This is a genomic window from Microbulbifer sp. SH-1 (assembly GCF_011326135.1).
Lineage (GTDB): Bacteria > Pseudomonadota > Gammaproteobacteria > Pseudomonadales > Cellvibrionaceae > Microbulbifer > Microbulbifer harenosus.
This window is the reverse complement of sequence record NZ_CP046948.1, coordinates 181,497-206,331: the sequence shown is the minus strand read 5'-3', so window position 1 is coordinate 206,331 and position 24,835 is coordinate 181,497. Positions and strand designations below refer to the sequence as shown.

The following is a 24,835-nucleotide window of genomic DNA, read 5'->3' as shown; positions in this document are numbered from 1 at the left end:
CCCGTTGCTGTCACATAGGCGCGCTATTGTCACGGGTATTCTCAGCGTCTCCCTCGCTGAATGCACCAACCGGCCAGCTGGAGCCGCAACCCGGTGGGAGTCCCAGTCGTCCTCACAATAGCTTCTGTAACCATTCGCTGGTGCCCTAACAGCTTGTTAATACTCACCCCGAGGAAAATAGGAATGAAAAATTATCTTGGTGCGTTTGTAGTTCTAGCGGCATTCAGTCAGTGGGCGAATGCGGATGTAACCAACGGCGATTTTGAATACTGGACCAGTGGCAGTCCCGACGGCTGGACTACGGTCGATGCTGGCATCGACGTCAGCCAGACCACTTCCGCCGTTTACAGCGGCGCGTCAGCTGCATCGGTGAGGGTGACAACCGGCACACAGGCATCAACGGATCTGCGCCAGACCGTCGCTGTCAGTGCCGGTCAGACTTACCATTTTTCCGTGTGGGTCCGCCATACCGAGGGACATGTCGCCGCGCGGCTCTACGTCGATAATTATCTGGATTACTCCAACCACACGCTGACAGGCCAGTGGCAACAGCTCAGTTACAGCTACACCGCCAGTAGCAGCGGCACCATTGAGGTAGGGCTGCGCTTTTACGACCAGTCAGGATTCGATGGTTCGGAAGTGGTTTACGTGGATGCCTTTGGGCCGACCAGCTCCAGCGGTGGGGGCTCCAGCAGTAGCAGTTCCAGCAGCGGTGGTTCCGGGAGTGGTGGTTCCAGCGGTGGTGGCAGCTATTACCAATCCGCCAGCGGCCTGAGCGGCTATACCCTGAAGACGGCACTGCACAACATCATCCAGGGCCACACGGCCCGCGCCTATGGAGAATTGTGGGATTTCTACGCGGCCAACGATCTGGATTATTACTACGAAAACGATGGTTCCATCCTGGACATCTACGCGGAGCGTCCCAGCGGCAGTGATTCCTACAGTTACACGCCAATCAACGACCAGTGCGGCAACTACAGCGGTGAGGGCGACTGCTACAACCGCGAACACAGTTTTCCGCGCGCCTGGTTTGGCGGCGCCATAGCACCGATGAACACCGACGTGCACCACATTTTTGCCACCGATGGCTATGTCAATGCCATGCGCAGCAGTTATCCCTTTGGAGAGGTGGCGAGCATCAGCGCCATTTCTAGTAACGGCAGCAAACTCGGTAGCGGTCAGTCAAGCCAGGGCTATACCGGTACGGTGTTCGAACCCATTGATGAATTCAAAGGGGACCTGGCCAGAGCCTATTTTTACATGGCCACGCGCTACCAGGATGTCATCGCCGGCTGGGAAAATAACAGCAGCTACGGCGACGCCATGCTGGACGGCTCCAGCAACCGGGTGTTCGAAAGTTGGGCCGTGCAACTCCTGATCGACTGGCACAATAGCGACCCGGTTAGCGCCTGGGAAATCGACCGCAACAACGCAGCATATTACTTCCAGGGCAACCGCAATCCCTTTATTGATCATCCGGAGTACGTGGAGTCCATCTGGGGACAGTGAGCCGACGTTATTCGTCGCCGGGAATCCAGATATTCTTGACCCGGCTGGCCTCGCGCAGAAAGTGCCGGCCCTCACCCTCATCGCGGGAAAACCAGTCGGGGAATTTACCGCCGTTTACCCAGGTGTGAGTGAGGGCCTCCGCGGCGGCCCGCTCGATCTGTTGACTGCCCACCGCACTACCGAAATACCAGATACCATTCACCTGCTTGTGAGCGGCCAGCGTCCGCAGTATTTCGTCGCGCGCACCGGTGACGATGTTGACCACGCCATCGGGAATACACGAAGGCGCCAGTATCTGTTCGAGCAGGCGACGGTAATCGGGCGCGGCCAGCGCATTGCCTTCGGATGGCACCAACACCACCCGATTGCCCATAGCCAGTGCCGGTGCCACCAGCGAGATCGGTGCCAGCAGTGGCTGGTGATCCGGGCAGCCAATACCGATTACTCCTATCGCCTGGTTGAGCGCCAGCGCTATACCGCGCTGAACAGACTGGCGGGCAGCGCCGTCGTAGTTGTCCGCCCAGGCAGCGTAGGTAAAAAGGCGCACCAGACTCGCGTCGACCTCACGCTTTGCGGCCTGTTCGGCTACACCGGTGGCGCGCGCGAGACGCCAACAAAACTCATCCGCCCGCTCACTCAGATTCTCCGCCAATCGGTAGAGCACCTGCGCGCGACGGATGCCGCTGCGGGGAACCCCGCTTGCGGCTCTGGCTGCAGCGCTCACCGCACCCTGGATGTCCGCCTGACCGGAGTCGCCAACGCGGACTATCGGAAGTAAATCTTCTGTGAATGCGCCTTCCGCTGCTCCGGCTGCGGGCATTTCCTCCGCGGCGGCGTCGCCCGATGAAAATTCGCGCCGCGGGCGCAGGTATTTTTCCAGCTGGTCGCGTACGCCTTCTCCGCCGAACACAGAAAACGTGTGGCAGTTTATCCCCACGGTCGCAGCCTTGAGCCCCGTGGCCAGATCTACCGCGCGGTCAATATTTTCCGACCACACACTGGCCGTCTGGTGACAACTGCCGCTATTGGCCTGCTCCATTGCCTCAGACTGCAGACGAAAGCTCACCACACTGAGTAGCGGTCTGAAGAGTTCCTCGTGAATACTATCGTCGGCCGTGCCGGCGACGCGCTCAAACCAGGCCGAATCCACACTGTCAGCCAGGTCGGTGTTGTGATCCAGCGGGTCCCCCACACGCAGTTTTCCTACCCGCGTGCGAAGCTTTTCCAAAAGTCGCGTTTCTACGCTTTCCTGTACCAGCAGTTGCACGCGCTCTGCACCGGGCCGCCCCTGATTGCTGCAGACGGCATCCACAAGCGCTTCCACCGCGCTGTCCAGATCGGCATCGTCGAAAATAATAAATGCCAACTGCCCCGCCAGATCCAGGGCCAGTGTTTTACCACTACCAGCGGTGCGATATCGAATCTTCCGGCCCACTGCCGCAGAGCCGGCAACAGTAAGCTGGTCAACGTCGGGATGATCCGTCAGGTACTCGCCGGTAGAACCGTCACCGGTAACAATATTGACCACTCCCGGCGGCAAACCGATTTCCTCACACAGTTCGGCAAACATTAGCGCCGAAAGACTACTCTTCTCCGAAGGTTTCAGCACGATACTGTTGCCGGCGGCCAACGCCGGAGCGATTGTCTGCGCAGCCATCAGCAACGGGTAAGCCGAGGAAATAATCAGGCCCGCAACACCCCGCGCGCGACGCTCGGGAAACTCCGCCTCACACAATTGCGCCCAACCTGTATGCTGGTGAATGTGATGAATGGCAAGGGGAATATCGACATTACTGCTTTCGCCAATTGGCTTGCCGCTATCGAGAGATTCCAGCACGGCAAATTCCCGCATGCGTTTTCGCAGCAACTGGGCAAGGGCGTGGAGATAACGGGCGCGACCGTGGCCACCCAGGCTTTCCCAGGCCGGTTGTGCTGCGCGCGCCGCCTTTACCGCAGTATCCACGTCGGCGCCGTCGGCAAAGGCAATCTTCGCCAATGGCTTACCATTGATCGGATTAACACTGTCCAGGGATTTCGCCGATGCAGACCATGCGCCGTTGATAAACAGCCCAAAACCATCCCGGCGATTCTCCAGCCAGGTATCGACATTCGCCGTACTCTCGGGGGAGGGACCGTAGCTCATGGTGGTAAAAATTTCCGCAACCTGCATATTGTGGCTTCCACTGATTTGACCTTTAACAAGCTGCTGAAAAACAGCCTGTTACACCGGCAATATAATGTGTCGGGTTATCAGTAACCCGCCTCCGCGCCAGCGTAGGGGCACAGCGCATTCCCCTGCGACAGCTGTCTCTCGATATCCCCCAGCAGGCTTGAGGCACCAAAGCGGAACCGTGCCGGCGTCAGCCATGCATCCCCCAATTCCTCTTTCACCAGCAGCATGTAGTGAAGCGCCGCTCGCGCCGTTGTGATACCACCGGCGGGTTTGAAGCCGACCCGGTAGCCAGTTCGCATGTGGTAATCGCGAATTGTGCGCAACATCACCAGACTCACCGGCAACGTCGCGTTGGTGGATTCCATGCCAGTGGAGGTCTTGATAAAGTCACTGCCCGCCATCATCGCCACCATGGAAGCCCGGGCAACATTGTTAAGATTGTCGAGCTCGCCCGTGGAGAGGATGGTTTTCATGTGTGCCGTAGCACAGGCAGTGCGAAAGGCCCGCACCTCCCGATAAAGGGATTCCCAATCGCCGTTCAGTACATGAGCGCGCGTAATGACAATGTCAATTTCCCTCGCGCCAGCGGCAACGGAGGCAGTGACTTCCGCGATGCGGGTTTCCATTGGTGAGAGCCCGGCGGGAAAGCCGGAAGAAACGGCAGCCACCGGAATAGTACTACCTTCCAGCGCACGCACTGCCGTTTCCACCATCTGGTGGTAAACGCAGACGGCGCCCGTGGTCAGCGGTAGCGATTCAACAGCCAATGCTTTCTGCAAGACTTCCGGTAGCGGTGCTCGCGCCCGGGTACAGAGGCGGCGCACGCGGCCGGGTGTATCCTGGCCAGACAGTGTCGTCAGATCGATGCAGCTGATTGCTTTCAACAGCCAGGCCGTCTGCCATTGATTTGTCAGTGAACGGCGCGCGACGAGGCAAGCTGTGCGACGCTCCACAGCGCTTCGGTTTATATGGATATCCGCCAGCCACTCGGGATTGAACGGTACACCCGGGTTGGCAAAACAGTGTGGGTCTGGAGTGGATGCCATTTTCTGACTCATCCGTGTTGCCTTCCGCTCGAATTCAAGCGTGAGTAAAAAGAGCAGCCGCTGTTGAGAGGTGGCAGCCGGAAAAACTCTGCCAGGGTCTGGCCAATGTCCGCAAAGCTGTGCCGCCGCCCAAGGCGGACGGGACTGATACCAGGGCCAAAAAAGAGTGCGGGGACATGCTCGCGGGTGTGATCGCTGCCGGGCCAGGTGGGATCGCAACCGTGGTCGGCGGTAATCACCGCGATATCGCCGGGGCGCAACCGCGCTTCCAGTTCCGGCAAACGGCGGTCCAGTTCCTCCAAGGCAGCAGCATAACCCGGCAGGTCGCGGCGGTGGCCGTAGAGGGTGTCGAAGTCGACAAAATTGGTGAACACCAGTGTCGGTTTCTCCGGCGGCTCGTCCGCAGCTTCAAGGGTGGCGTCGAACAGGGCCATGTTGCCGTGCGCCTTGATACTTCTTCCGATTCCCCTTCCGGCGAAAATATCACTGATTTTGCCCACCGCCACGACTTGACCGCCGCTGCACTGCAACTGATCCAGCAGCGTGGTCCCGTGCGGCGGTGTGGTGTAATCGCGGCGATTGCCAGTGCGCGCAAACGCGTCGGCACTGTCGCCGACAAAGGGGCGTGCAATGACGCGGCCAACATTCAGCGGGTCCACCAACACACGCGCCGTTTCACACAGCGACAGCAGGCGATCAAGACCGAAATGAATTTCATGGGCGGCGATCTGCACGACCGAATCCGCCGAGGTGTACACGATTGGCTTACCGCTTTGAATATGCGCCTCACCCAATTCCCGAAGAATCGCGGTGCCAGAAGCGTGGCAGTTGCCGAGAATGCCGGGAATACCACTGCGGCGGATCAGCTCATCCGTCAGTGTCGTTGGGAAAGCGGGTACGGTGTCGGGGAAACAGGTCCAGTCGAAGGTTACCGGCAGGCCGGCTATTTCCCAGTGGCCGCTTGGCGTGTCCTTGCCGGCGCTGACTTCTGCGCAATGGCCGTAGGCCGCGGCGACGGCGGGAGGCAATTCAATATCGGCGACGGCGGCACCGCCGCACTCTTTCAGGGCATGCCCCAGTCCAAGACGCAACAAATTGGGGATAGCCAACGGGCCTTGGCGCAGACCTTCCCGATCGCCCTGCCCGCGGCGGCAACCGGCAATAATATGTCCCAGGGTGTTGGCACCGGCATCGCCAAACTGGTCGGCGTCGGCCGTTGCGCCGATGCCCACGGAGTCCATCACCAGAATAAACGCGCGCGGTGCCTCGCCAGCCTGGGCCGGTGCGATCGCGGACATATCAACAGACTCCGCACCCGGCGAGCCGCTCCAGGATCACCGGCTGTTGCTTCACATCGGTGCGCTCGCCCAAACGGAACGCGCGGCACAGACGTAACCGGGCTCTTTCCGCGTCTGCTTCGCTGGCCGCGTGGATCATCGCCAGCGGTGTGCCGGCATCAATGGTGTCGCCGAGGGCGCGAATGTCGCTCAGGCCGACCCGGTGATCCACCGGATCACAGGCGCGACGGCGACCGCCACCCAGTTCGACCACGGTATTGCCAATAGCGCGCACATCAATTTCAACAATGCTGCCAACATCTTGAGAAAATACGGGCGCTACGACTGGCGCGCAGGCCAGATGTTTATCGGGGCGATCCAGCAAGTCCGGCGGGCCTCCCAGCTCCACCACCATCTTAGCGAAGTATTCGCAGGCGGCACCGCTTTCCAACGTCCGCTCCATCATTTCACACCCGTCCCCAAGTCCGTCAGCGCGACCGCTCAACTGCAGCAGCTCGGCGCCGAGTGCAATGACCACCTGGTGGAGACGCGGATCGCGAAAATCGCCGCGCAGGTAATCGACTACTTCGCGCACTTCCAGTGCATTACCGGCGGTTGGGCCGAGAACCTGGGACATATCGGTAATCAGTGCCGAAATCGGCAACCCCAACCCGCGACCGACCTCGACGATACTGGTAGCCAGTTCTATCGCCATGGGGAAGTTGTCCGCGAATGCACCACTGCCGGTTTTGATATCCATTACCAGACTGTCGAGGCCGGCGGAGAGTTTTTTGGAAAGAATGGACGCGGTAATCAGGGGTACAGATTCCACCGTGGCGGTTACATCGCGGATACCGTAGAGACGTTTGTCCGCGGGAGCCAGTTCCGCTGTCTGGCCGACAATGGCACAGCCGGCCCGCTGGACCACCCGCTGGAACGTGGGTATGTCCGGACTGGTGTTATAACCGGGAATACTGTCCATTTTATCCAGGGTGCCCCCGGTATGACCGAGGCCGCGGCCGGAGATCATCGGCACAAAAGTACCGCAAGCGGCGAGCATCGGCGCCAGCATCAGGCTGACTTTATCCCCGACACCGCCGGAAGAATGTTTGTCGACCACCGGCCCTGGCAGGTCCAGAGCCGACCAGTCCAGCGTGGTGCCGGAATGCTGCAGGGCCCGCGTCAGCGCAACCGCTTCGGGACGTTCAAGACCGCGAAAGAAAACCGCCATCGCCAATGCCGCCACCTGGCCTTCGGTAATGCTTTCATTCATCATGCCTTTGACAAAAAAATCGATTTGCCGCGCAGACAGGGCACTACCTTCGCGTTTCGCGTGAATGATTTCCTGGGCCAGCATCTTCGTATGATCCCTGTTGTTCGATCCCTGTTTGTTACAGTTTTACTGCAGCTTTTTTCTCGGCCCGAACATCATAGTTCAATCCTAACCAACTGGTCCACTTTTTGCATTTTCAGTACGAGGTTCCGCGAGTGATCGCAGAGCCCTTGCGAAACCTGGAAAATTGACCGGATAATCCGCTTTTGCTAATTTCAGCGTCCACACCAAGGTCAAAATAATCAATAACCTGAGCTGTCTGCTCCCCGCTCTGGAACCAGAGTAAAGTGGCATCAGGCAGCTCCAGCAGGCACGTATATGAGTGTGATCGGCATGTTTGCCCTGGTGGTGATCGCAGTTCTGTTTTCGGAAAACCGAAAAGCCATCAAGCTACGCACCGTCGGTGGAGCCTTCGCCATACAGGCCGGTTTTGCCGCCCTTGTACTCTATATACCCGCTGGGCAGTCCGCCCTCGCATCGCTGTCTGAGGGCGTCCAGCATGTCATCAACTACGCGGACGCCGGCATCGGTTTTCTGTTCGGTGATCTGGGCAAGCAGAAACTCGGTTTTATTTTTGCCTTTAACGTGCTCCCGGTTCTGATTTTTTTCTCGTCGCTTGTAGCCGTGCTCTACTACCTGGGCATCATGCAGAAGATTGTGGGCGTTATCGGCACCTTCTTTTACCGCGTATTGGGCACCGGGCATACCGAATCCCTATCCGCCACCGCCAATATATTTGTCAGTCAGACCGAGGCTCCCCTGATTATCCGACCCTATATTGCCGGAATGACACGCTCAGAGTTGTTTGCGGTGATGGTGGGAGGAATGGCTTCTATCGCGGGCTCGCTGCTGGTGGGCTACGCCAATATGGGCGTCGAGCTGAAATACCTGATCGCCGCCAGCTTCATGGCCGCACCGGGCGGTCTGCTGATGGCAAAGCTGATGATTCCGGAGGAGGAGAGTCTGCAGGATACGCCGCGGGACATTGTCTTTGACGAGCGCGATCGCCCTGCCAATGTCATTGATGCCGCAGCGAGCGGTGCGCTGAGCGGCATGCAACTGGCACTCAATATCGGCGCCATGTTGATCGCCTTTATCGCGCTGATCGCATTGATCAACGGTGCCATCGGAGGTGTTTTCAGTTGGTTCGGTCTGCCCGAAGTGACTTTGCAGGGCATCCTCGGCGCCGTTTTTTCACCCATTGCCTATATCCTCGGGATTCCCTGGTCGGAAAGCATCACTTCCGGCAGTCTGATCGGGCAAAAGCTGGTACTTAATGAATTCGTCGCCTATGCGGATTTCGTCAGTCACAAAGAGGCACTGTCTCCCCACGCTCAGGTTGTAGTGACTTTTGCCTTGTGCGGCTTTGCCAACTTTTCCTCCATCGCCATATTGCTCGGTGGTCTCGGCAGCCTGGCGCCCTTGCGCCGGCCGGAAATCGCGCGGCTGGGGCTGAAAGCCGTCCTGGCTGGCACCCTCGCCAATCTGATGAGCGCAGCGCTCGCAGGATTTTTTACCTCCCTGTAATTCCGACAGCGACATGCAAACCAACTGGCAAGATAACTGCCCGAGTATCGGGGCAGCACTAAACGAGTTCCCCCCGCGGCTTCACATGGAATTGCGACAGGTAGCCGGCAGCGGAGTCATGCGCGCGGATCAGGTATTCCGTATCTGCGAGGATCTGGACATAGACAGCGAAACCCTGATGCTGAAGCTGGTGCCATTGGCGGCGGCTTTTGGGGTGGCGCCGGTCTCCAGTTTCCGTGTCGGTGCCGTTGCCCGGGGCCAGCGGCGCAACGGCAATGGATTTTCCGCGCTCTATCTGGGGGCCAACATGGAATTTCCACAGCAGGCGCTGTGCTACAGCCTCCACGCGGAGCAGGCCGCGGTAGCCAACGCCTGGACGAATCGCGAACCCGGCCTGACCAGCCTGGCAGTATCCGCTCCGCCCTGCGGTCACTGCCGGCAGTTTCTTTACGAACTGCACGGTTGCGGCACCCTGAGCATTCTCTTTCCCGGCGGCGCCCGAAACAATCACTGCGAACTGGATATTTCCGAACTGCTTCCCGGCGCATTCGGCCCCATGGATCTCGGCCAGAAGGGCAATATGATGGCGGCGACCAGCACGCCTCAACCGCTGAGGCTGCAAAGAGATAACCGCGACCACCTGATTCTAAGGGCACTGGACGCGGCGTGTTTTTCCTATGCGCCCTATACCGGCAACCATTCCGGTTGTGCCTTGCAGTTCAAAGATGGCTCAATATTTTCCGGCAGCTATGCGGAAAATGCCGCGCACAATCCCGGCCTGTCGCCGTTACATGCCGCGCTGTCCAATTTCCGCATGGCATGCGGCCCCGGCGCCGCACAGGATATTTCCCGCAAGCTTGCACGTTGTGTACTGGTAGAGTCCGCCGCGGCAATCAGTCAGCGGGCGATGGTGACCACCCTGCTATCCTCTATTGCACCGGGGGTGGCGCCCGAATACTACCCGGCCCGGATAATCACCGTTTGACGCTCCGGCGACCCGCCTGGCTGCCGGCCCGAGATAAACTGGAATAACAAGGGGCATACACAAATGAACAATAATTTCGTACTGATCGACCACCCGCTTATTCAGCACAAACTGACTATCATGCGGGATCGCGAGACGACATCCGGAAAATTCCGCCTTCTGCTGAAAGAAATCAGCCTGCTGATGGGTTATGAGGCAACAAGAGACCTGCCGCTCAGCAGCAAAAACATCGAGACGCCGCTGGAAGAAATGGAAGCGCCCACGCTTTCGGGCAAGAAGCTGTGCTTTTTTTCCATCCTGCGCGCCGGCGACGGACTGTTGTCCGGACTGTTGGAACTGGTGCCCTCCGCGCGCATCGGTCATATCGGCCTCTACCGGGACAGCGAGACACTGGAAGCGGTGGAATATTTTTTCAAGGCGCCCAAGCAATTATCCAGCCGACTCTGCCTGGTAGTAGATCCAATGCTGGCCACTGGCCACTCCGCCTGCGCCGCCATCGACAAAATCAAGCGCCACGGAGCGAAGAACATCCGTTTTATCTGCCTGCTGGCGTCTCCCGAAGGGCTGACCGTACTCGCGGAAAGACATCCGGACGTCACCGTTTACGCGGCGGCCCTGGACCGGGAGCTCAACAGCAAAGGGTATATCCTGCCTGGCATTGGCGACGCGGGGGATCGCCTGTTCGGCACCACCAAATAGCCGCTTGCGGGCGCTTGTGAGAGAATGGCCCGCTATCATTTCCCAGTATGGCCAGACATTTATGCCCGACAGAAAAAAGCCCGGCACTGCAAGAAAATCAGATATTCGCGAAGCCAACACCCGCCAGATTATCGCCGCGGCAGAAGTGCTCTTTTCGGAAAAAGGTTTTAACGGAACATCCACTCAGGAAATCGCCGACAAGGCCGGTCTGCCCAAGGCAAATGTGCACTATTACTTCAAGACCAAGGCCGATCTCTATACCGTGGTACTGCGGGATGTTCTCGAAGGCTGGGAGAAGGATGCAGAGATATTCAATCACTCATCAGACCCGGAGGAAGTGCTACGCTCTTATATTCGAGCAAAAATGGAGCACTCCTTTTCTCGCCCCAAGGGCTCCCGGATGTGGGCGCTCGAGGTTATTCAGGGCGGCCCGGTAATGGGCAAAGAGATCCGCAAGGCGCTGATTTCCTGCGATGTCACCGTGCTTCAGCGGATACAGTCCTGGATCGACGAAGGCAGAATCCAGGCGGTCAGTCCGCAGAGCCTTTTGAATATGATCTGGGCAACGACGCAATACTACGCCGACTACGACTACCAGATCCGGATTCTGAACGACAACAAGCGCCTGACAAAAGCGCAACGGGAAGAAGCAATCGAGGATGTAATTCGCCTGATCCTACATGGCGTTCTCAAATAGCAATTCACCTCGGCGCAAGAGATCAGGCGTGCTCCCACGTCTCCTCCACCGCCGCCTCGAGCACATCCAGTGCCAACGCCACATCGGCGGCGTCGACGGATTCCTCCGGGTGGTGGCTGACTCCCCCCGCACAGCGTAAAAACAGCATACCCACATCGGTTATGGCTGCCATGGCCATGGCATCGTGCCCGGCGCCACTGGGCAGGGAAAAGTCCTGAAGCCCACAGCGTGCCAGGGCGCGGCTGCCGGCCTCGCGCAGCCGCGCAGCGCAAGCCACCGCAGCCGCGCTGTGAATCTCGCGATACGTCACCGCCACCTGCGAGCGATCACAGAGGGCATCAATGCCGTCTATGATTTCCGCCAGTGCGCGGTCGCGAATCTGGTCTTCGCCACTGCGGATATCCAAAGTAAATTCGCAGCACCCGGGAATCACGTTGACCACACCCGGCCACACCTCGATGTTTCCAACGGTTGCCACCACGCCACAGCGGCGCGCGACCGCGTCGACAAGTTGCACGGCACCCGCCGCCGCCAATAGCGCATCGCGGCGCATAGTCATAGGCACCGTACCGGCGTGACCGGCGCTGCCTTGCAGGGTAAACAGGCATCGTCGCGCGCCGGCGATGGCGCTCACCACCCCCAGTGGCAAATCGAGTTCCTCTAGCACCGGTCCCTGTTCGATATGCAGCTCCCAGTATCCCAGCAGCCGCGCGCCAGCGCGGGAGGCCGTGGCAACCTTTGCGGGGTCGAGACCAAACTCGATGAACGCTTCGGCCATGGATACACCCTCAGCGTCACACAGCGCCAACAGTGCTGAATCCCACTGACCGGCGACGGCGCGACTGCCCAACAGGGTGGCACCGAAGCGACTCCCCTCCTCGTCGGCAAATCCCACCACATCGATATGAAAAGGAAAGCGCCTGCCGCGACGATGGAAACGCGCAACGACCTCGATGGCTGCCAGCACACCGAGGATACCGTCGTAACGGCCGGCCCCTGGAACCGTGTCCAGATGCGACCCGAGCAACAGAGTCTGCCCATCCATATCGCTGCCCGCATAGTGGCCCCAGCAGTTGCCGGCGGCGTCGGTATGGGTTTCCATACCGGCCTCCCGCATCCATTGCATCACCTGCCGGTTGCAGCGGCGGTGCTCTTCCGTGAGGTAGGTGCGACAAATACCACCTTCGATAGCGGTGATGGATGCGAGCAGTTCACAGCGTTGCAGTAGTCGCCCGGCACTCACGACGCCTCCGCAAAGTCGTTGAGTTTTTTCAACAGTTCCGACTTTTCCGCCGTCGCAAGGAAGCTCGCCTCAAAGCCATTGCGCAACATCTGCAGTGCCTGGCTGCGGTTGAGATTCAGCGCACGGTGGAGCGCGATGAAATTGTCGTTCAAATAGCCACCGAAATAGGCTGGATCATCGGAATTGACCGTCACCACCAATCCGCGCGCCAACAGCTGCAGGATGTTGTGCTGCCTCATTGTGGGAAACACGCACAGGCGCACATTGGAGAGCGGACAGACAGTGAGTGGGATACGCCGCTCACGCAGTACTTGCACCAGTGTGTCATCCTCCAGGCAACGCACACCGTGGTCGATACGCTCTACCGTCAGGTCTTCCAGTGCAGAGCGGATAAATGCGGGCGGCCCCTCCTCTCCGGCGTGAGCGGTGAGACGATAGCCGCGCTCCCGGGCACGGCGATAGAGTTCGGTAAATTTCTGTGGTGGGTTGCCCTGCTCGCTGCTGGCGAGACCGATGGCGACAAAGTCATCGCGGTAGTGTTCGGCCTTGTCCAGCACATCCAGCGCCGCCGACTCCGGCAGGTGACGCAGGAAACTGAGGATCAGTTGCACCGACTGCCCCCAGCGGCTGCGGGCCTCCATCACCGCGCGTTGGAATCCGGCCATGAACACCGGGAAGTCGATACCATTGGGCAGGTAGGTCTGCGGTTCGATCATGATTTCCGTATGTACGATATTGTTTTTCCGGCAGCGCAGCAGATAATCCATCATCAGCGCATAGAAATCCTCTTCCTCGCGCAGCACGGAAGCACCGAGATAATAGAGATCGAGGAAGCTCTGCAGGTTTTCAAAATGATAGGCCGCTTCCAGTTCTTGCAGTGTGTTGTAGGGCAGCGGCACATTGTTTTTATCCGCCAATTGCAGCAGGCGACCCGCTTCCAGGGTACCGTCCAGGTGCAGGTGCAGTTCTGCTTTGGGCGCAGCACGGAGCCAATCTTCAAAACGGTTTTGTTCGCTTACCATCATTTTTCCTAAAGAAGTCCATGCAACGTGCAAGCACCAGCCTGCAGACGAAAAGGCAGGCAGGTTCCTATGACTTGAAAATATCCAGGGCCGCGGCAACGGCATCGCCGGCATTGACCGTTACCCGGTTCAGGAGCAGCACCTGTTCCAGGCACGCCAGTGTCTGCAGCACCGCGTCAATGCGCGCATTGTAGCCCATGGTGCCGATGCGCCAGATGCGCCCGTGCAGCGGCCCGAAGGAGGTTCCGATTTCTATAGCAAACTCCTGCAGCAGTTGCGCGCGGACTTTTTCGCCATCCACACCCTGTGGAATATAGACGCCCGTCACGTTGTTCATGCGGTAATGCGAGTCGCCGAACAGCCGCAGGCCCATGGCTTCAAGACCAGCAGCCATGGCGGCGCCGGTGCGCTGGTGTCGAGCGATGACGTTGTCGCCCCCCTCTTCCAGCCACAGGCGCGCGCACTCCCGCGCGGCGTACAGCATGCTGGTTGCCTCCGTGTGATGATTGAGCCGCTCCTCCCCCCAGTAATCCATGATCATCGCCAGGTCAAAATAGTTCGAGCCGATACGCGCACCGGCGGCATTGCGGTGGTGGCTGGCGCGTATCCCCGCCTCGACATGACGGCGGCGGTTGATTCTTTCCACCGCGTCTATATTGAGAGTGATGGGTGCAATGCCGGACGGGCCGCCGAGACATTTCTGTAGGCCGGCAGACACCGCGGAAATACCCCACTCGTCGGTCAGGAACCGGTTGCCTCCGATGGACGCCGTGGCATCGCAATAACTGAGCAGCCCCTTCTCCCGGCATAGTTGGCCAATTTCCGCAAGTGGCTGGCACATGGTTGTGGACGTGTCTCCCTGTACCAGCGCAACTAGCTGAGGTTTGAAACGATCAATGGCCGCTGCCACCTGCCCGGGCTCGGCGACACGCCCCCACTCGACATCGATGCAATGCACCTCGGCGCCGACGCGCTCGGCAATTTCCTTCAGCAGCAGGCCGAAACGGCCAATTACCGGTACCAGCACACGCTCGCCAGGTTTCAGCAAAGACACCAGCGCCGCCTCTATGCCACCGCGGGCGGTGCTGTCCACCATAAACGTCCAGTGGTTTCGGGTGCGGAATACATCGCGGTAGAGAGCCATGGTGTCGTTCATGCACGCGGTCATGGACGGATCGAACTGGCCCACCAATTGCTGTGACATGGCCTGCAGTACGCGCGGATGACAGCTGATGGGCCCGGGGCCCATCAACAGTCGGGGCGGAGGCACGAAGCCGTTCATATTCTGCTTGCCGGGATTCCACATCACTGAGTACTCATGCCATGGCTGCGCGGTAAATTATTCCCGCTGAGAAAATGGAAAATATTTTTTTCGACATCAATCTAACCGTCTTTTCTCTAGCCCAGGGTTTCACAGAGTGCCAGGCCATCGCTGCGCGGATCTGTGGCACATTCGACGCGACCGCTGGCATCAATGTAAATACCGCCGGCATGCCCCATCATTCCATTGCAATTCAACACCGGCCGTATCTCGTGCCCCAATGCCGCAAGCTGCGGCCCGATCCGCTGGTAGAGCGCCTGTTCCATTTTCAGATTCACAGACGCCTCGCCCCAGGTCCGCCCTAACAACCAGCGGCTCTCGGCTATGGCGTCCGCCAGCGGCAGTCCTTGATAAAAACGGCGGGTAAAAATGGCTGCCTGGGTCTGCGGTTGTCCCTCGCCCCCCATGGTGCCGTAGGCCGCGCGACCGCCATCGGCGAAATTTGCCATCGCCGGGTTCAGTGTGTGGAATGGTTTTTTCCCCGGCGCTAGACAATTGCGGGATGAAGGATCACGGGAAAAGCCCAGGCCGCGGTTGTTCCATACCAGCCCCAGTTCCGGCAGCACCAGCCCGGAGCCAAACTCCCAGTAGATACTCTGGATAAAACTTACCAGTGTGCCGTCGCCGTCCAGCGCTCCCATCCACACGGTATCGCCGGGTTCCGCCACTTTGCCCCAGGGTTGCGCCCTGTCCCCCCGGATCTCCGCGGCCAACCCGCGGATATACCCGGGCTGCAACAGCTGATCCCACTGTTCACTCAGGCAGGCCGGATCAGCCACTTCGCGATCGCGCACCCGGAAGGCCTGTTTGGTGGCCTCAATCAGGTGGTGTACCCGCTGCAGTTCACTCCAGGATGCCTCATACAGCTGGTCGTAAATCGCGAGAGTCAGCAGCGATGCAATACCCTGCGTGGGCGCCCCAAGGTTGAAAAGCTGCGCGTGCGAGGTCTGTACGCTGAGGGGCGATTGCAAGCGGGCGCGGTAATCGTAGAAGTCTGTTGCCCGCAATAAACTGCCGGCACACTCAAGCGCCGCGCCGATGTCCTCTGCCAGCGTGCCGCGGTAAAAGCCGTCCAGCCCCTCCGCCGCGAGCCGTTCGAAAAGTTGTCCCAGGCGCGGATTGCACAGCCGCGCGCCCACAGACGGAAGTTTTCCATCGGGGTAGTAGAGCTGCCGTATATCCTTACAGCCCTCGTATTTTCGCAGTACAGTAGCCAGGCTGTCGGTCACCTCAATGCCGCTCTCACAGCCCCGGCGCGCCTCGGCAAAAAGGGTTTCCAACGGCTCAAGCTGGGTAAATTGCCCGATATAAGTCCGCGCCACTTCCCAACCGGCTACGGTGCCCGCAGAGGTAAACGCGGCGCCGACGCCGCGGTACGGCGGGGTCCATTGAGGATCGACGGACGCAGCCGCACAGCCGGCGGCATCGATGGCTACGGGCGCTTCGCCCTTGCGCTGGATCAACCAGAAACCGTCGCCACCGAGACTGTTCATATGGGGGTAGTGCACCGCGACGGCGGCCGCGGCGGCCACCATGGCATCCACTGCCGAGCCACCGCGCCGCAGAATTTCCATTCCCGCTTCGGTCGCTTTGAAGTGCGGGGCGGTGAAGGCAATGTGTGTCATGAATAATTCTCAACGATTTCTATTTGGCTGCCCCGCTGCATGTGCTGCGCGTGTTTGTGCTTTGCTGCTGGCTGCAACATCTGCGCCAAATCCTGTCCTATCGGTTAACTTTTTTGTTGCTGAGGATCGACGTTGCAACGCCGTTTATCGTACATCACTGCGCCGCTTCAGATGATCTGCATCACGCACTACAAACAGGCGCGGTGACGAAACACGCACAACAATGCCACATCCGCTGCTCCGGTACACCACGAAGCCGCCCGGGCGCTCTTGTGCAGTCCGATTGAACCACGTAAAAAATTATCCACTTGGTCAGCTTTTTGCATTCTGCCTATTAGCGTAAACGTGGATTTGGAGCCACCTCATGAACAGCCCCTACCCGCGCGATCTGATCGGCTATGGTATCGAGCCCCCATTGGTGCGCTGGCCGGGTAACGCCCGTATTGCGGTGCAGTTTGTCGTCAACTACGAAGAGGGGGCGGAGAACTGCGTACTGCACGGTGACACACACTCCGAAACCTTTCTCTCGGAAATCATAGGTGCCCGCGCCTATCCCATGCGCCACATGAGTATGGAATCCGTGTATGAGTACGGGAGCCGCGCCGGCTTCTGGCGCCTGTGGCGGCTGTTCCTTGATTTTGATTTCCCGGTCACGGTTTTTGGCGTCGCCATGGCACTGGCGCGCAACCCACAGGCGGTGGACGCGATGCTGAACGCGGGGTGGGAAATTGCCAGCCATGGTTACCGCTGGATCGACCACCAGTTTATGGGAGAGGAAACAGAGCGCGCGCAGATCGCACTGGCGATTGAAACCCACCAGCGGGTCACTGGCAGCCGTCCGCTGGGCTGGTATACCGGACGCGACAGCCCGAATACCCGCCGCCTGATTCAGGAACAGGGCGGCTTCCTGTACGACTCCGATTCCTACGCCGACGACCTGCCCTACTGGACGCCCGGGCCCCATGGTTCTCACCTGGTAATTCCCTACACCCTGGACTGCAACGACATGCGTTTCGCCACCGCACAGGGATTCCATACCGGTGAACAGTTCTTCACCTACCTGAAAGACGCTTTCGACACCCTTTACGAAGAGGGAGCCAGCCATCCCAGGATGCTGAATATAGGCCTGCACTGTCGCCTTGCCGGCCGCCCCGGGCGGCTGCAGGGGCTGAAGCGCTTCCTGCAATACATTGGGGAAAAGTCCGCAGTCTGGGTCTGCCGGCGCGAGGACATCGCCCGACACTGGCACAAGCACCATCACCCGTCGCGCTGCGGCGAAGTACGTTGAGGAGACCGCTGTGAGCGCATTCGTTATCGTGGATATCAAAATCAGGAATCCGGACGAGTACCGTCGCTATATCGAGCTGATAACACCTTCGGTTGCGAACTACGGCGGCCGCTACCTGGTGCGCGGCGGCAAACCGCAGACGCTGGACGGCGGCTGGATTTCCGAGCGCATTGTGATCATGCAGTACCCGAGCCGCGAAAGGGCCCAGGCCTGGCTCGCGGACCCCGCGCTTGCGGATATTCACAATATGCGGCGGAACAACAGCTATCAGTGCGATATGTTGCTGTGCGATGGCGTGGATTGATTCACCGCAAAGGACAAAATCATGCCGAATAAAAATGCCATTGATCCGCCGGCCTACCTGGAATTAATGCAGACAATCCTAGATATTCCCGTGCGCGAGGAGTGGAAAGCCGGTGTCTGCCTGCACCTGGCGAATGCAGCGCGTATGGCGGATATTCTCGAGGCCGCCGACCTGGACCCGGACAGCCTGGTGCTGGCCGGCACGTTCACGCCGGATAGCGGTGGGGAGCGCACAACTACCGAGACCACACCGTGAGTGATCTACCGTTGTCCAGCGCAGGAGATATTGCCGCAGAGGTCAGCGCCGGCCACTTAAGTGCGCGCGAAGTGGTGAATATGTTCCTCGCGCGCATCGCCCGAATGAACCCGGCGTCGAACGCCTTTACCGCCGTGCTGGCGGAGCGGGCGACGGCGCGGGCGGCACACATCGACGCGCAACTGGCGCGGGGAAAAAAGCCGGGGAGGCTCGCCGGCGTCCCCTTCGCGGTAAAAAATCTGTTCGACATCTGCGGCCTCCCCACGCTCGCAGGCTCCGCCATCAATGCCGACCACGCGCCCGCACGGGACGATGCGCTATTGATCCGCCGCCTCGAAGCGGAGGGGGCAATACTGATCGGCGCCCTCGGCATGGGGGAATACGCCTACGACTTTACCGGCGAAAACGCGCACTACGGCAACTGCGCCAACCCCTGGGACACCGCGCGCATGAGCGGAGGCTCGTCCTCCGGATCCGGCAGCGCGCTGGGTGGCACGCTGGTGCCTTTGGCACTGGGGTCCGACACCAACGGATCGATCCGTGTGCCCGCCTCTTTCTGCGGAATTTTCGGCCTCAAACCCACATACGGCCGCCTGCCCCGCAGCGGCACCTATCCTTTCAGCGACAGTCTCGATCACCTGGGACCCATGGCGCGTACCAGCCGCGATCTGGCCCTCGCGTTCGACGCAATGCAAGGCTACAGCAACAGTGACCACGCCTGTGCCGACCGGCCGGCGCTGGACTGTATCGGCGCACTGGAGCGAGGCCTGGAAAACCTGAGAATCAGACGCGCCGGCGGCTACTTTTCTCTGGAAAGCTATCCCCCGGCGGCGCGTGCGGTAGACAAAGTCTGCCGCGCGCTGAATTGCACATCGGAGGTGGAGATACCCGGCACCCAGGAGGGCCGCTGTGCGGCCTACCTGATTACCATTGTGGAGGGCAGCCGCCTGCATTTGCCGCGTTTGCGCACACGCCCCCAGGACTTTGATCCGGATACCCGCGATCGTTTTATCGCCGGCGCCCTGCTGCCAGCCAGCTGGTATGCACGCGCACAACAGGTGCGGCACTGGTATGCCAGAAAAGCGGCGGAAGTATTCCGTGATGTGGATGTGATTGTCGCCGCGGCCACACCCTGTGTGGCGCCCCGCATGGGTGAGAAAATCCTGACCATCCAGGGCGAAGCACAACCCCTGCGTGCGAACCTGGGTTACTTTACCCAGCCCATTTCCGCTGCCGGTCTGCCGAGTTGTGTGGTGCCAACGCTGGATGAAGAAAGCGGCCTGCCGATTGGTGTTCAGATCATCGCTGCGCCCTGGCGGGAAGACCTGTGCCTGCGAGTTGCCTTTGCACTGGAAACCCGCGGCTTTACTGCCCGGGAACCAGATGCATTGAGCAGAAAGCTGGCCGCGGTCTGACAGCATAGAGAAGCCCCGCGCTCGCGGGACCTCCGCTCAATGCCATCGGCGGCAACATGCTTCAGAATTGCGCCGGCGATATGCTCTCCTTACCGGCCAGCAGTTGCTGCACCGTGGTAAAGTCCACAACCCCGCTGTTCACATAGGTTGGTTTGTCCAACAGAGACGGATAACCATCACCGCCGGCGGCGAGGAAACTGTTTGTCGCCAGTCGGTATATCTTTGCCGGATCCAGCGGCTGGTTTTCATCGCCGACAACAATGTCACCATCGGTCGTAAACGACATACCGGAAAACTGTACGCCACGCTGGTTGCCGCCCGACAGTCCGATCGCCTCGAAATACTGCTGTAGCTCTTCGCCATTTAAGTCCACATAACCGACGGTATTGGCAAAGGGCATGACCTGCATCAGCGATTTGACCGTGACATCGCCCTCATACAGGTTGTCCCGAATACCACCGCTGTTGGTAATGGCGATATCCGCGCGGGAAAACTGCCTGAATGCCTGGGTGATCAGGCTGCCCAGCGGGCTGACGTTGGAGGGACGGCGTTTGTCGCGGCGGTCAAAGGTTGCTTCCGCACGGGTAATGACCTGGCGCAAGGCTTCGCCGCCTTTGTCTTGAAAGTCCTGAAGAAAGGCCTGCAATTCCGCATCCGGAGGGATACTGGCCTGGACCATTTCCGCGTGTTCATCTCGCCCGGTTTTCAGGTTGACGGGAATCAACTGGTAATCGACGAGTTGAACAGAGTCCTTTTCGATGACCAGGTCCGCGCGGCCGACATATTTCCCCCATTCGTGCGCCTGCATGATCCAGGTGCCGTTTTCGAAGTCGGGCTTGCAGGGCGCTCCCGGTTGATAATCCGCAAGCAACGCGCCCTCGCTATCGGTGCACACCGGCTGCTGTGAATGGCCGCCGACGATAAGGTCGATGCCATCGACGGCTTTGGCGAGGGCGACATCTGTACCGATGGATTGCATCTCGTGCCCCATATGAGTGAGCGCGATCACCACTTCCGCCTGGCGCTTCAGTTCAGGCAACAGCGTGGCCATCTCTTTTTCCGGTAAGACAAATTCAAGCCCCTCGACGTATTCCGGGTTGCCGATAAAACGGGTGGACTCGGTAATCAGTCCGACGACCGCGATGCGTACACCACCTTTATTGAAAATCCGGTAGGGTTTGAACAGACGCTCGCCACTGCCGTCGTAAATATTCGCTGACAGAAAATCAAAACTGGACCACGTCTGCTGTTTCCTGATGACCTCGAGTGGATTATCAAACTCGTGGTTGCCCACCGCCATGGCGTCGTACCCCATGCGGCTCATGCCTCTGAAATCCGGTTCGGCATCCTGCATGTCGGACTCCGGCACACCGGTATTCACATCGCCGCCGGACAACAGCAGGGTGTAGCCTCCATCCGCCTCCACTTCCGCGCGAATTCTGTCGATCAGGGTCTTGCGCGCGGCCATACCGTACTCGCCGTACTGGTTGGGCCAGAAGCGGCCGTGATTGTCGTTGGTGTGCAACAGGGTGAGGCGCACAGGCTCGTCGGATTGCGCTGCGGGCGTTTCAGGTGTGCAACCGGAAATCAGTAGCAGTGCCACCAGCAATGCTGTGTAAAAACCGATGCCTTGCGAAGGTAGTTTCTGTTTGGCCATGGTTGCTCCGGAATGGTTGTGATTTTCTGATGCGGAATGTTAAGAAGCTGGAACCGTGCGGTCCCTGCAGGGATTCAAGCAAAAAAGCCGGCGCTGATGCGCCGGCTTTGAAGCAATGACGGATACGGTGATCAGAAGTTGTATTTCAGGCCCAGTTTCACACGCCAGGTGGATTGCTCGGCGCGGAACCGGCCATAGTTGTTGGCATTCAGGGAACCATCATCATTCGTGCCACCAAAGGGTGCATGGTAGACGTACTGACCATTCGCGTTTACGTCGTAGTCATACAGCAGCTTTTGCGGAAACTCGAGGTCGTAAACCTTACCCCAGTCATCGTTCAGCAGGTTAGCGAAATTGTCGATGGTGAAGTAAAGGATGCCGCGGTGCTCCGGCAGGAACCCAGGCACTTCCTGAGTAATGGCCAGGTCCATGGTGGTTACCCAGGGTTGGGTGCCGGAGTACTTGTCGACATAACCACCGGCATAACCAGCCACGCCGGCTGCCTCCGCAAATGCCATGATCTCCTCGTAACTCAGACCGCTGGCGAAATCCACCGCGGGGTCGTCCGCGCCAGTGGGGATATAGGGCAGGTAGACGTCAGACTGGTAGAACGCGCTCTGGTCGCCGAGATCGTCATCCCGATAAGAACCCAGCACCCAGGAGAATGGGCGCCCGGAGCGGCGCTCCCAGAACAGGTTAAAGTTGGTGGCGTAGCCAGGCACAAACTCCGTGCGATAACCCAGGTTCAGTACAAAGCGATGCTCCACTTCGTAGTAGGCAGTACCCACGAGCGGCTCGTTGCGGTTCTCCGTCACCTCGTACTGGTAGTTGGATGTGGCGGTGGAACTGGTGCCCGGATTGACCTCGGTGATGTCCTGATTGGTATAGGACAGGTTGAAAGAAAGACCGTTGTCGAAGGCCTTATCCAGTGAGGTGGTCCAGATGATGCTGCGGCCACCATTGTCCACGTTGGTCAGTTCCAGATCGTAGTTGCCTTCAAGTTCAGTGCCGGCGTAGACATTGTCCCAGATAATGCGCCCGTCCACGGTTCTGTTGCCGCTGTCTACCCGCGACAGATCGCGCCAGTACACGGAGTCCTGGCGGTCCGTGTAGGTCAGTTCCGTCGTCCAGTTGAAATCCTCGCCCACGCCGGGAATATCGAAGGCGTAGTCCGCGGCCAACTGATAGCGCCAGTCCGAAGGCAGCTCAAAGTTGGGATCTATGTTGTTGGTGCTACCGGTACCGGCGGCCAAGGCGTCCATGGCCAACTGGGGCACACGCGTAAAGTCCACCAGACCCGGATCCAGGCTGCTGAGAGTAACGGAGTCCAGCGTGGTGCCATCGTTGGTGTAGGCATTGGAAATCCACACCTGTGGCGTACCGCCACTATATCGACCGACCCCGCCGCGCAGGGTCAGATCGTCGCGCAGGTCCCAGGTGAAGCCGACACGCGGCAGCCAGATATCGCGGCCGTCCAGGTTCTCGGTATTTGCATAACCGTAGGTGTCCAGGAAGTTCTGGTTCAGACCCGGGGTGCTGTCGACAGACTGGGTTTCGTAGCGCAAACCTGCCACCAGTTCGAAACCGGCGAAGGGTTCCAGAGTAGCCTCGCCGTAGAGAGCGTAAGTGGTGGCGCTGACGTCGTAGGCGATGTCCTGAATATTATTGGTGTAAGCATTGCCATAGGTGAAGTCGCCGATGACCTGATTCTCAAAATCGTCGATGCTGTCAAAATACCAGGTACCGTCGGCATTGCGGCCGTAGAGGTTGTAGTTCCAGGTGTCTTCCATTTCCGCACCAAAACGGTACTGGACATCACCCGCCAGATAGGTGCCATGCACACCGAATGTCCAGACCTCGTTGGCCAGTTCATTCGCCTGGTAACTGTCGTCCTGGCCGGCAACAATACTGCCGTCCTCGGTCTGGATATTGATTTCTCCCCAGTTGGAACTGTTCACGGAACTGCGCGCATAGTCCTTGTAGGAAAGATTCACCTCGGTACTGAAGGCATCGCTCCAATCGGAAAAAAGGTGTGCCGAGTAGAAGGTGTTGTCCTCCGCGGCTACGCGGAAGTTGGACGAGAGGCGGAGAGTTCCGTTGTCATCGGTGTAGTTGCGACCGGCCTTGCCTTCCTGCTTGTTGTAGGTGAAGTCGGCGCGGTGGTCGTCGCTGATGTTCCAGTCGAGTTTTACCAGCAGTTTTTCGTCGCTATCGGGAGATGGCGCCGCGCCGCTGCCGTCGCTCACGCCGTATACATCCTGCATAATCTGCAGAACCCGGTCCCGCTCTGCGGTAGTAACCTGGTGTCCGGCCAGCGAGTCCAGGTCGTAATTGAACACAAGTTCCTCTTCCCATTTTTCATAGGAAGTGAAAAAGAACAGTTTGTCCTGAAGGATGGGGCCGCTGAACGTGAGGCCCACAGTTTCCTCTTCGTTGTCGATATCGTACTCGGTTACCGAACCGTCTTCTGACAATTTGTCGTCTTTCGCAGTTCCAGTCCAGGGCACGGATTCGAAGAATGCACTGCCATGGAACTCATTGGTACCGGACTTGGTTACGGCATTGATATTGCCACCGGAAAACTTGCCCTTGCGCGCATTGAAGGGCGCGTACTCAACGGAGAGCTGCTCCACGGAATCCAGGGCAATGGGTGGACGGGTGGTAGGATAACCACTGTAGTTGAGGCCGAAGGTATCGTTGATGCCCACGCTGTCGATGGTGATGGAGTTGTAGCGTGGATTGCTGCCGGCGATGCTCAGCTCGACGCCATCAGGGCTGACTGACGCCAGCGGATTGGCGCGAATCACCTCTTTGATATCACGACTGAAAGTGGCGGTGTTCGCAATCTGGTCTTCACCAAAGACACCACTGGAACCGCGATTGGTGTAAGTCTGAACCTCGCCAACCACGACCACCTCTTCAACCGCATTCAATTCAGGGCCTGACGCACCCAGGTCAATGGGAAGAGTCAGCGGTGAGCCCAGGCTCAGGTAGATGTCATTCAGAACCTCTTCGCCCTCGTCCGACTCCACGCGGATAGTGTAGGGTCCACCCACACGCAGGCCATTCAGACTGAAGCGGCCGGATTCACTGGAGAGAATTTCACGACGGCTGTTGGACGGGGTATGAATGGCGATGACCTTGGCATTATCCACTGGCTGGCCATCCGCACCGGTCACGATACCGCGAATGGCGGTGCTGGTTTCCTGAGCAATGGCCATCGGCGCCACACCCATCGCCGACATCACGGCGACAGACAAAAGTCCATGTGGGAAAAGACTGCGTTTCATGAAGTTCTCCTCATTGTCAGATGGCCTTAACAACGACCGTCGTTGTAATTCGATGTTTGTCGTTATCCGTATCCGTCGTCACCGTTGGCGGCGGAAGTCGGTGTGGCGAGATTCTCGGCGAGAAATGTGACACCGACGTTAAAACTTCCAGAATGTTGACCAATAG

19 protein-coding genes are annotated in these 24,835 nt (G+C 59.0%); 9 read left to right on the top strand and 10 right to left on the bottom strand.

What is annotated here, in order from left to right; translation table 11 throughout:
• Positions 1-183 precede the first annotated feature (183 nt).
• Positions 184-1,512, top strand: coding sequence for an endonuclease (locus GNX18_RS00935; RefSeq protein WP_166214865.1), 1,329 nt, complete (start codon positions 184-186; stop codon positions 1,510-1,512).
• A 7-nt stretch (positions 1,513-1,519) separates the two neighbouring features.
• Here GNX18_RS00935 and GNX18_RS00930 read toward each other — a convergent pair whose 3' ends face one another.
• The 4 genes from GNX18_RS00930 to deoA form a co-directional block, all read right to left on the bottom strand.
• Complete coding sequence (locus GNX18_RS00930) at positions 1,520-3,682, bottom strand: aldehyde dehydrogenase family protein (RefSeq protein WP_205828026.1); 2,163 nt, start codon at positions 3,680-3,682, stop codon at positions 1,520-1,522.
• Between the two features lie 80 nt (positions 3,683-3,762).
• Positions 3,763-4,743, bottom strand: coding sequence for a deoxyribose-phosphate aldolase (gene deoC, locus GNX18_RS00925; protein ID WP_166214863.1), 981 nt, complete (start codon positions 4,741-4,743; stop codon positions 3,763-3,765).
• Positions 4,740-6,029, bottom strand: coding sequence for a phosphopentomutase (locus GNX18_RS00920; protein WP_166214861.1), 1,290 nt, complete (start codon positions 6,027-6,029; stop codon positions 4,740-4,742). Before GNX18_RS00920 ends, deoC begins: the two co-directional genes overlap by 4 nt.
• A gap of 1 nt (position 6,030) precedes the next feature.
• On the bottom strand, positions 6,031-7,365 hold the full coding sequence (gene deoA / locus GNX18_RS00915) for a thymidine phosphorylase (protein ID WP_166214859.1): 1,335 nt from the start codon (positions 7,363-7,365) through the stop codon (positions 6,031-6,033).
• A gap of 294 nt (positions 7,366-7,659) precedes the next feature.
• On the opposite strand from deoA, the gene GNX18_RS00910 reads away from it, so the two are divergent.
• The 4 genes from GNX18_RS00910 (at position 7,660) to GNX18_RS00895 (ending at position 11,249) form a co-directional block, all read left to right on the top strand.
• On the top strand, positions 7,660-8,868 hold the full coding sequence (locus GNX18_RS00910; RefSeq protein WP_166214857.1) for a NupC/NupG family nucleoside CNT transporter: 1,209 nt from the start codon (positions 7,660-7,662) through the stop codon (positions 8,866-8,868).
• A gap of 85 nt (positions 8,869-8,953) precedes the next feature.
• Entirely contained in the window at positions 8,954-9,853 is a 900-nt protein-coding gene (gene cdd / locus GNX18_RS00905) for a cytidine deaminase (protein WP_166214855.1), read from the top strand.
• A gap of 63 nt (positions 9,854-9,916) precedes the next feature.
• Positions 9,917-10,552 carry a uracil phosphoribosyltransferase gene (gene upp, locus GNX18_RS00900; RefSeq protein WP_138235909.1) on the top strand — a complete coding sequence of 212 codons (636 nt, stop codon included), beginning with the start codon at positions 9,917-9,919 and terminating at the stop codon, positions 10,550-10,552.
• Positions 10,553-10,613: 61 nt separating this feature from the next.
• Complete coding sequence (locus GNX18_RS00895) at positions 10,614-11,249, top strand: TetR/AcrR family transcriptional regulator (RefSeq protein WP_166214853.1); 636 nt, start codon at positions 10,614-10,616, stop codon at positions 11,247-11,249.
• 22 nt (positions 11,250-11,271) lie between these two features.
• Here the strand turns inward: GNX18_RS00895 and GNX18_RS00890 are convergent, their stop codons facing one another.
• From GNX18_RS00890 to GNX18_RS00875, 4 genes are all read right to left on the bottom strand, one after another.
• Complete coding sequence (locus GNX18_RS00890; protein WP_240914136.1) at positions 11,272-12,492, bottom strand: allantoate amidohydrolase; 1,221 nt, start codon at positions 12,490-12,492, stop codon at positions 11,272-11,274.
• A complete protein-coding gene (locus GNX18_RS00885; protein WP_166214851.1) occupies positions 12,489-13,514 on the bottom strand; it encodes an adenosine deaminase in 1,026 nt (341 codons plus the stop codon). The genes GNX18_RS00890 and GNX18_RS00885 overlap by 4 nt, the downstream gene beginning before the upstream one ends.
• Positions 13,515-13,581: 67 nt before the next feature.
• On the bottom strand, positions 13,582-14,820 hold the full coding sequence (locus GNX18_RS00880) for an alanine--glyoxylate aminotransferase family protein (protein ID WP_240914334.1): 1,239 nt from the start codon (positions 14,818-14,820) through the stop codon (positions 13,582-13,584).
• Between the two features lie 92 nt (positions 14,821-14,912).
• Positions 14,913-16,460, bottom strand: coding sequence for a gamma-glutamyltransferase family protein (locus GNX18_RS00875; RefSeq protein ID WP_166214849.1), 1,548 nt, complete (start codon positions 16,458-16,460; stop codon positions 14,913-14,915).
• A 364-nt stretch (positions 16,461-16,824) separates the two neighbouring features.
• Here GNX18_RS00875 and puuE point away from each other — a divergent pair, with 364 nt between their 5' ends.
• Genes puuE through GNX18_RS00855 form a run of 4 tightly spaced genes read left to right on the top strand, consistent with a single transcriptional unit; the run spans position 16,825 to position 19,722 of the window.
• On the top strand, positions 16,825-17,748 hold the full coding sequence (gene puuE, locus GNX18_RS00870; RefSeq protein ID WP_166214847.1) for an allantoinase PuuE: 924 nt from the start codon (positions 16,825-16,827) through the stop codon (positions 17,746-17,748).
• Between the two features lie 10 nt (positions 17,749-17,758).
• Positions 17,759-18,052, top strand: coding sequence for a DUF1330 domain-containing protein (locus tag GNX18_RS00865; RefSeq protein WP_166214845.1), 294 nt, complete (start codon positions 17,759-17,761; stop codon positions 18,050-18,052).
• A gap of 21 nt (positions 18,053-18,073) precedes the next feature.
• On the top strand, positions 18,074-18,307 hold the full coding sequence (locus GNX18_RS00860; RefSeq protein WP_166214843.1) for a DUF4089 domain-containing protein: 234 nt from the start codon (positions 18,074-18,076) through the stop codon (positions 18,305-18,307).
• Positions 18,304-19,722 (top strand): AtzE family amidohydrolase, encoded by a 1,419-nt coding sequence (locus GNX18_RS00855; RefSeq protein WP_166214841.1) that lies wholly within the window; start codon positions 18,304-18,306, stop codon positions 19,720-19,722. The genes GNX18_RS00860 and GNX18_RS00855 overlap by 4 nt, the downstream gene beginning before the upstream one ends.
• A 61-nt stretch (positions 19,723-19,783) precedes the next feature.
• Here GNX18_RS00855 and ushA read toward each other — a convergent pair whose 3' ends face one another.
• Together ushA and GNX18_RS00845 are read right to left on the bottom strand one after the other, a co-directional pair.
• Complete coding sequence (gene ushA, locus GNX18_RS00850) at positions 19,784-21,379, bottom strand: bifunctional UDP-sugar hydrolase/5'-nucleotidase UshA (protein WP_166214839.1); 1,596 nt, start codon at positions 21,377-21,379, stop codon at positions 19,784-19,786.
• Positions 21,380-21,510: 131 nt separating this feature from the next.
• The gene (locus GNX18_RS00845) at positions 21,511-24,669 is read right to left on the bottom strand and encodes a TonB-dependent receptor (RefSeq protein ID WP_166214837.1); all 3,159 of its coding nucleotides are present in this window, start codon (positions 24,667-24,669) and stop codon (positions 21,511-21,513) included.
• Positions 24,670-24,835: the final 166 nt, after the last annotated feature.

What these genes read in the sequence shown, in the direction of transcription:
- cdd (WP_166214855.1), top strand. Translation starts at nt 8,954, where the DNA reads ATGGAATTGCGACAGGTAGCCGGCAGCGGAGTCATGCGCGCGGATCAG.
- GNX18_RS00920 (WP_166214861.1), bottom strand. Translation starts at nt 6,029, where the DNA reads ATGTCCGCGATCGCACCGGCCCAGGCTGGCGAGGCACCGCGCGCGTTT.
- GNX18_RS00880 (WP_240914334.1), bottom strand. Translation starts at nt 14,820, where the DNA reads ATGTGGAATCCCGGCAAGCAGAATATGAACGGCTTCGTGCCTCCGCCC.
- GNX18_RS00860 (WP_166214843.1), top strand. Translation starts at nt 18,074, where the DNA reads ATGCCGAATAAAAATGCCATTGATCCGCCGGCCTACCTGGAATTAATG.
- GNX18_RS00930 (WP_205828026.1), bottom strand. Translation starts at nt 3,682, where the DNA reads ATGCAGGTTGCGGAAATTTTTACCACCATGAGCTACGGTCCCTCCCCC.
- GNX18_RS00895 (WP_166214853.1), top strand. Translation starts at nt 10,614, where the DNA reads ATGCCCGACAGAAAAAAGCCCGGCACTGCAAGAAAATCAGATATTCGC.
- GNX18_RS00885 (WP_166214851.1), bottom strand. Translation starts at nt 13,514, where the DNA reads ATGGTAAGCGAACAAAACCGTTTTGAAGATTGGCTCCGTGCTGCGCCC.
- GNX18_RS00845 (WP_166214837.1), bottom strand. Translation starts at nt 24,669, where the DNA reads ATGAAACGCAGTCTTTTCCCACATGGACTTTTGTCTGTCGCCGTGATG.
- upp (WP_138235909.1), top strand. Translation starts at nt 9,917, where the DNA reads ATGAACAATAATTTCGTACTGATCGACCACCCGCTTATTCAGCACAAA.
- puuE (WP_166214847.1), top strand. Translation starts at nt 16,825, where the DNA reads ATGAACAGCCCCTACCCGCGCGATCTGATCGGCTATGGTATCGAGCCC.
- GNX18_RS00935 (WP_166214865.1), top strand. Translation starts at nt 184, where the DNA reads ATGAAAAATTATCTTGGTGCGTTTGTAGTTCTAGCGGCATTCAGTCAG.
- GNX18_RS00910 (WP_166214857.1), top strand. Translation starts at nt 7,660, where the DNA reads ATGAGTGTGATCGGCATGTTTGCCCTGGTGGTGATCGCAGTTCTGTTT.
- ushA (WP_166214839.1), bottom strand. Translation starts at nt 21,379, where the DNA reads ATGGCCAAACAGAAACTACCTTCGCAAGGCATCGGTTTTTACACAGCA.
- deoA (WP_166214859.1), bottom strand. Translation starts at nt 7,365, where the DNA reads ATGCTGGCCCAGGAAATCATTCACGCGAAACGCGAAGGTAGTGCCCTG.
- GNX18_RS00875 (WP_166214849.1), bottom strand. Translation starts at nt 16,460, where the DNA reads ATGACACACATTGCCTTCACCGCCCCGCACTTCAAAGCGACCGAAGCG.
- deoC (WP_166214863.1), bottom strand. Translation starts at nt 4,743, where the DNA reads ATGAGTCAGAAAATGGCATCCACTCCAGACCCACACTGTTTTGCCAAC.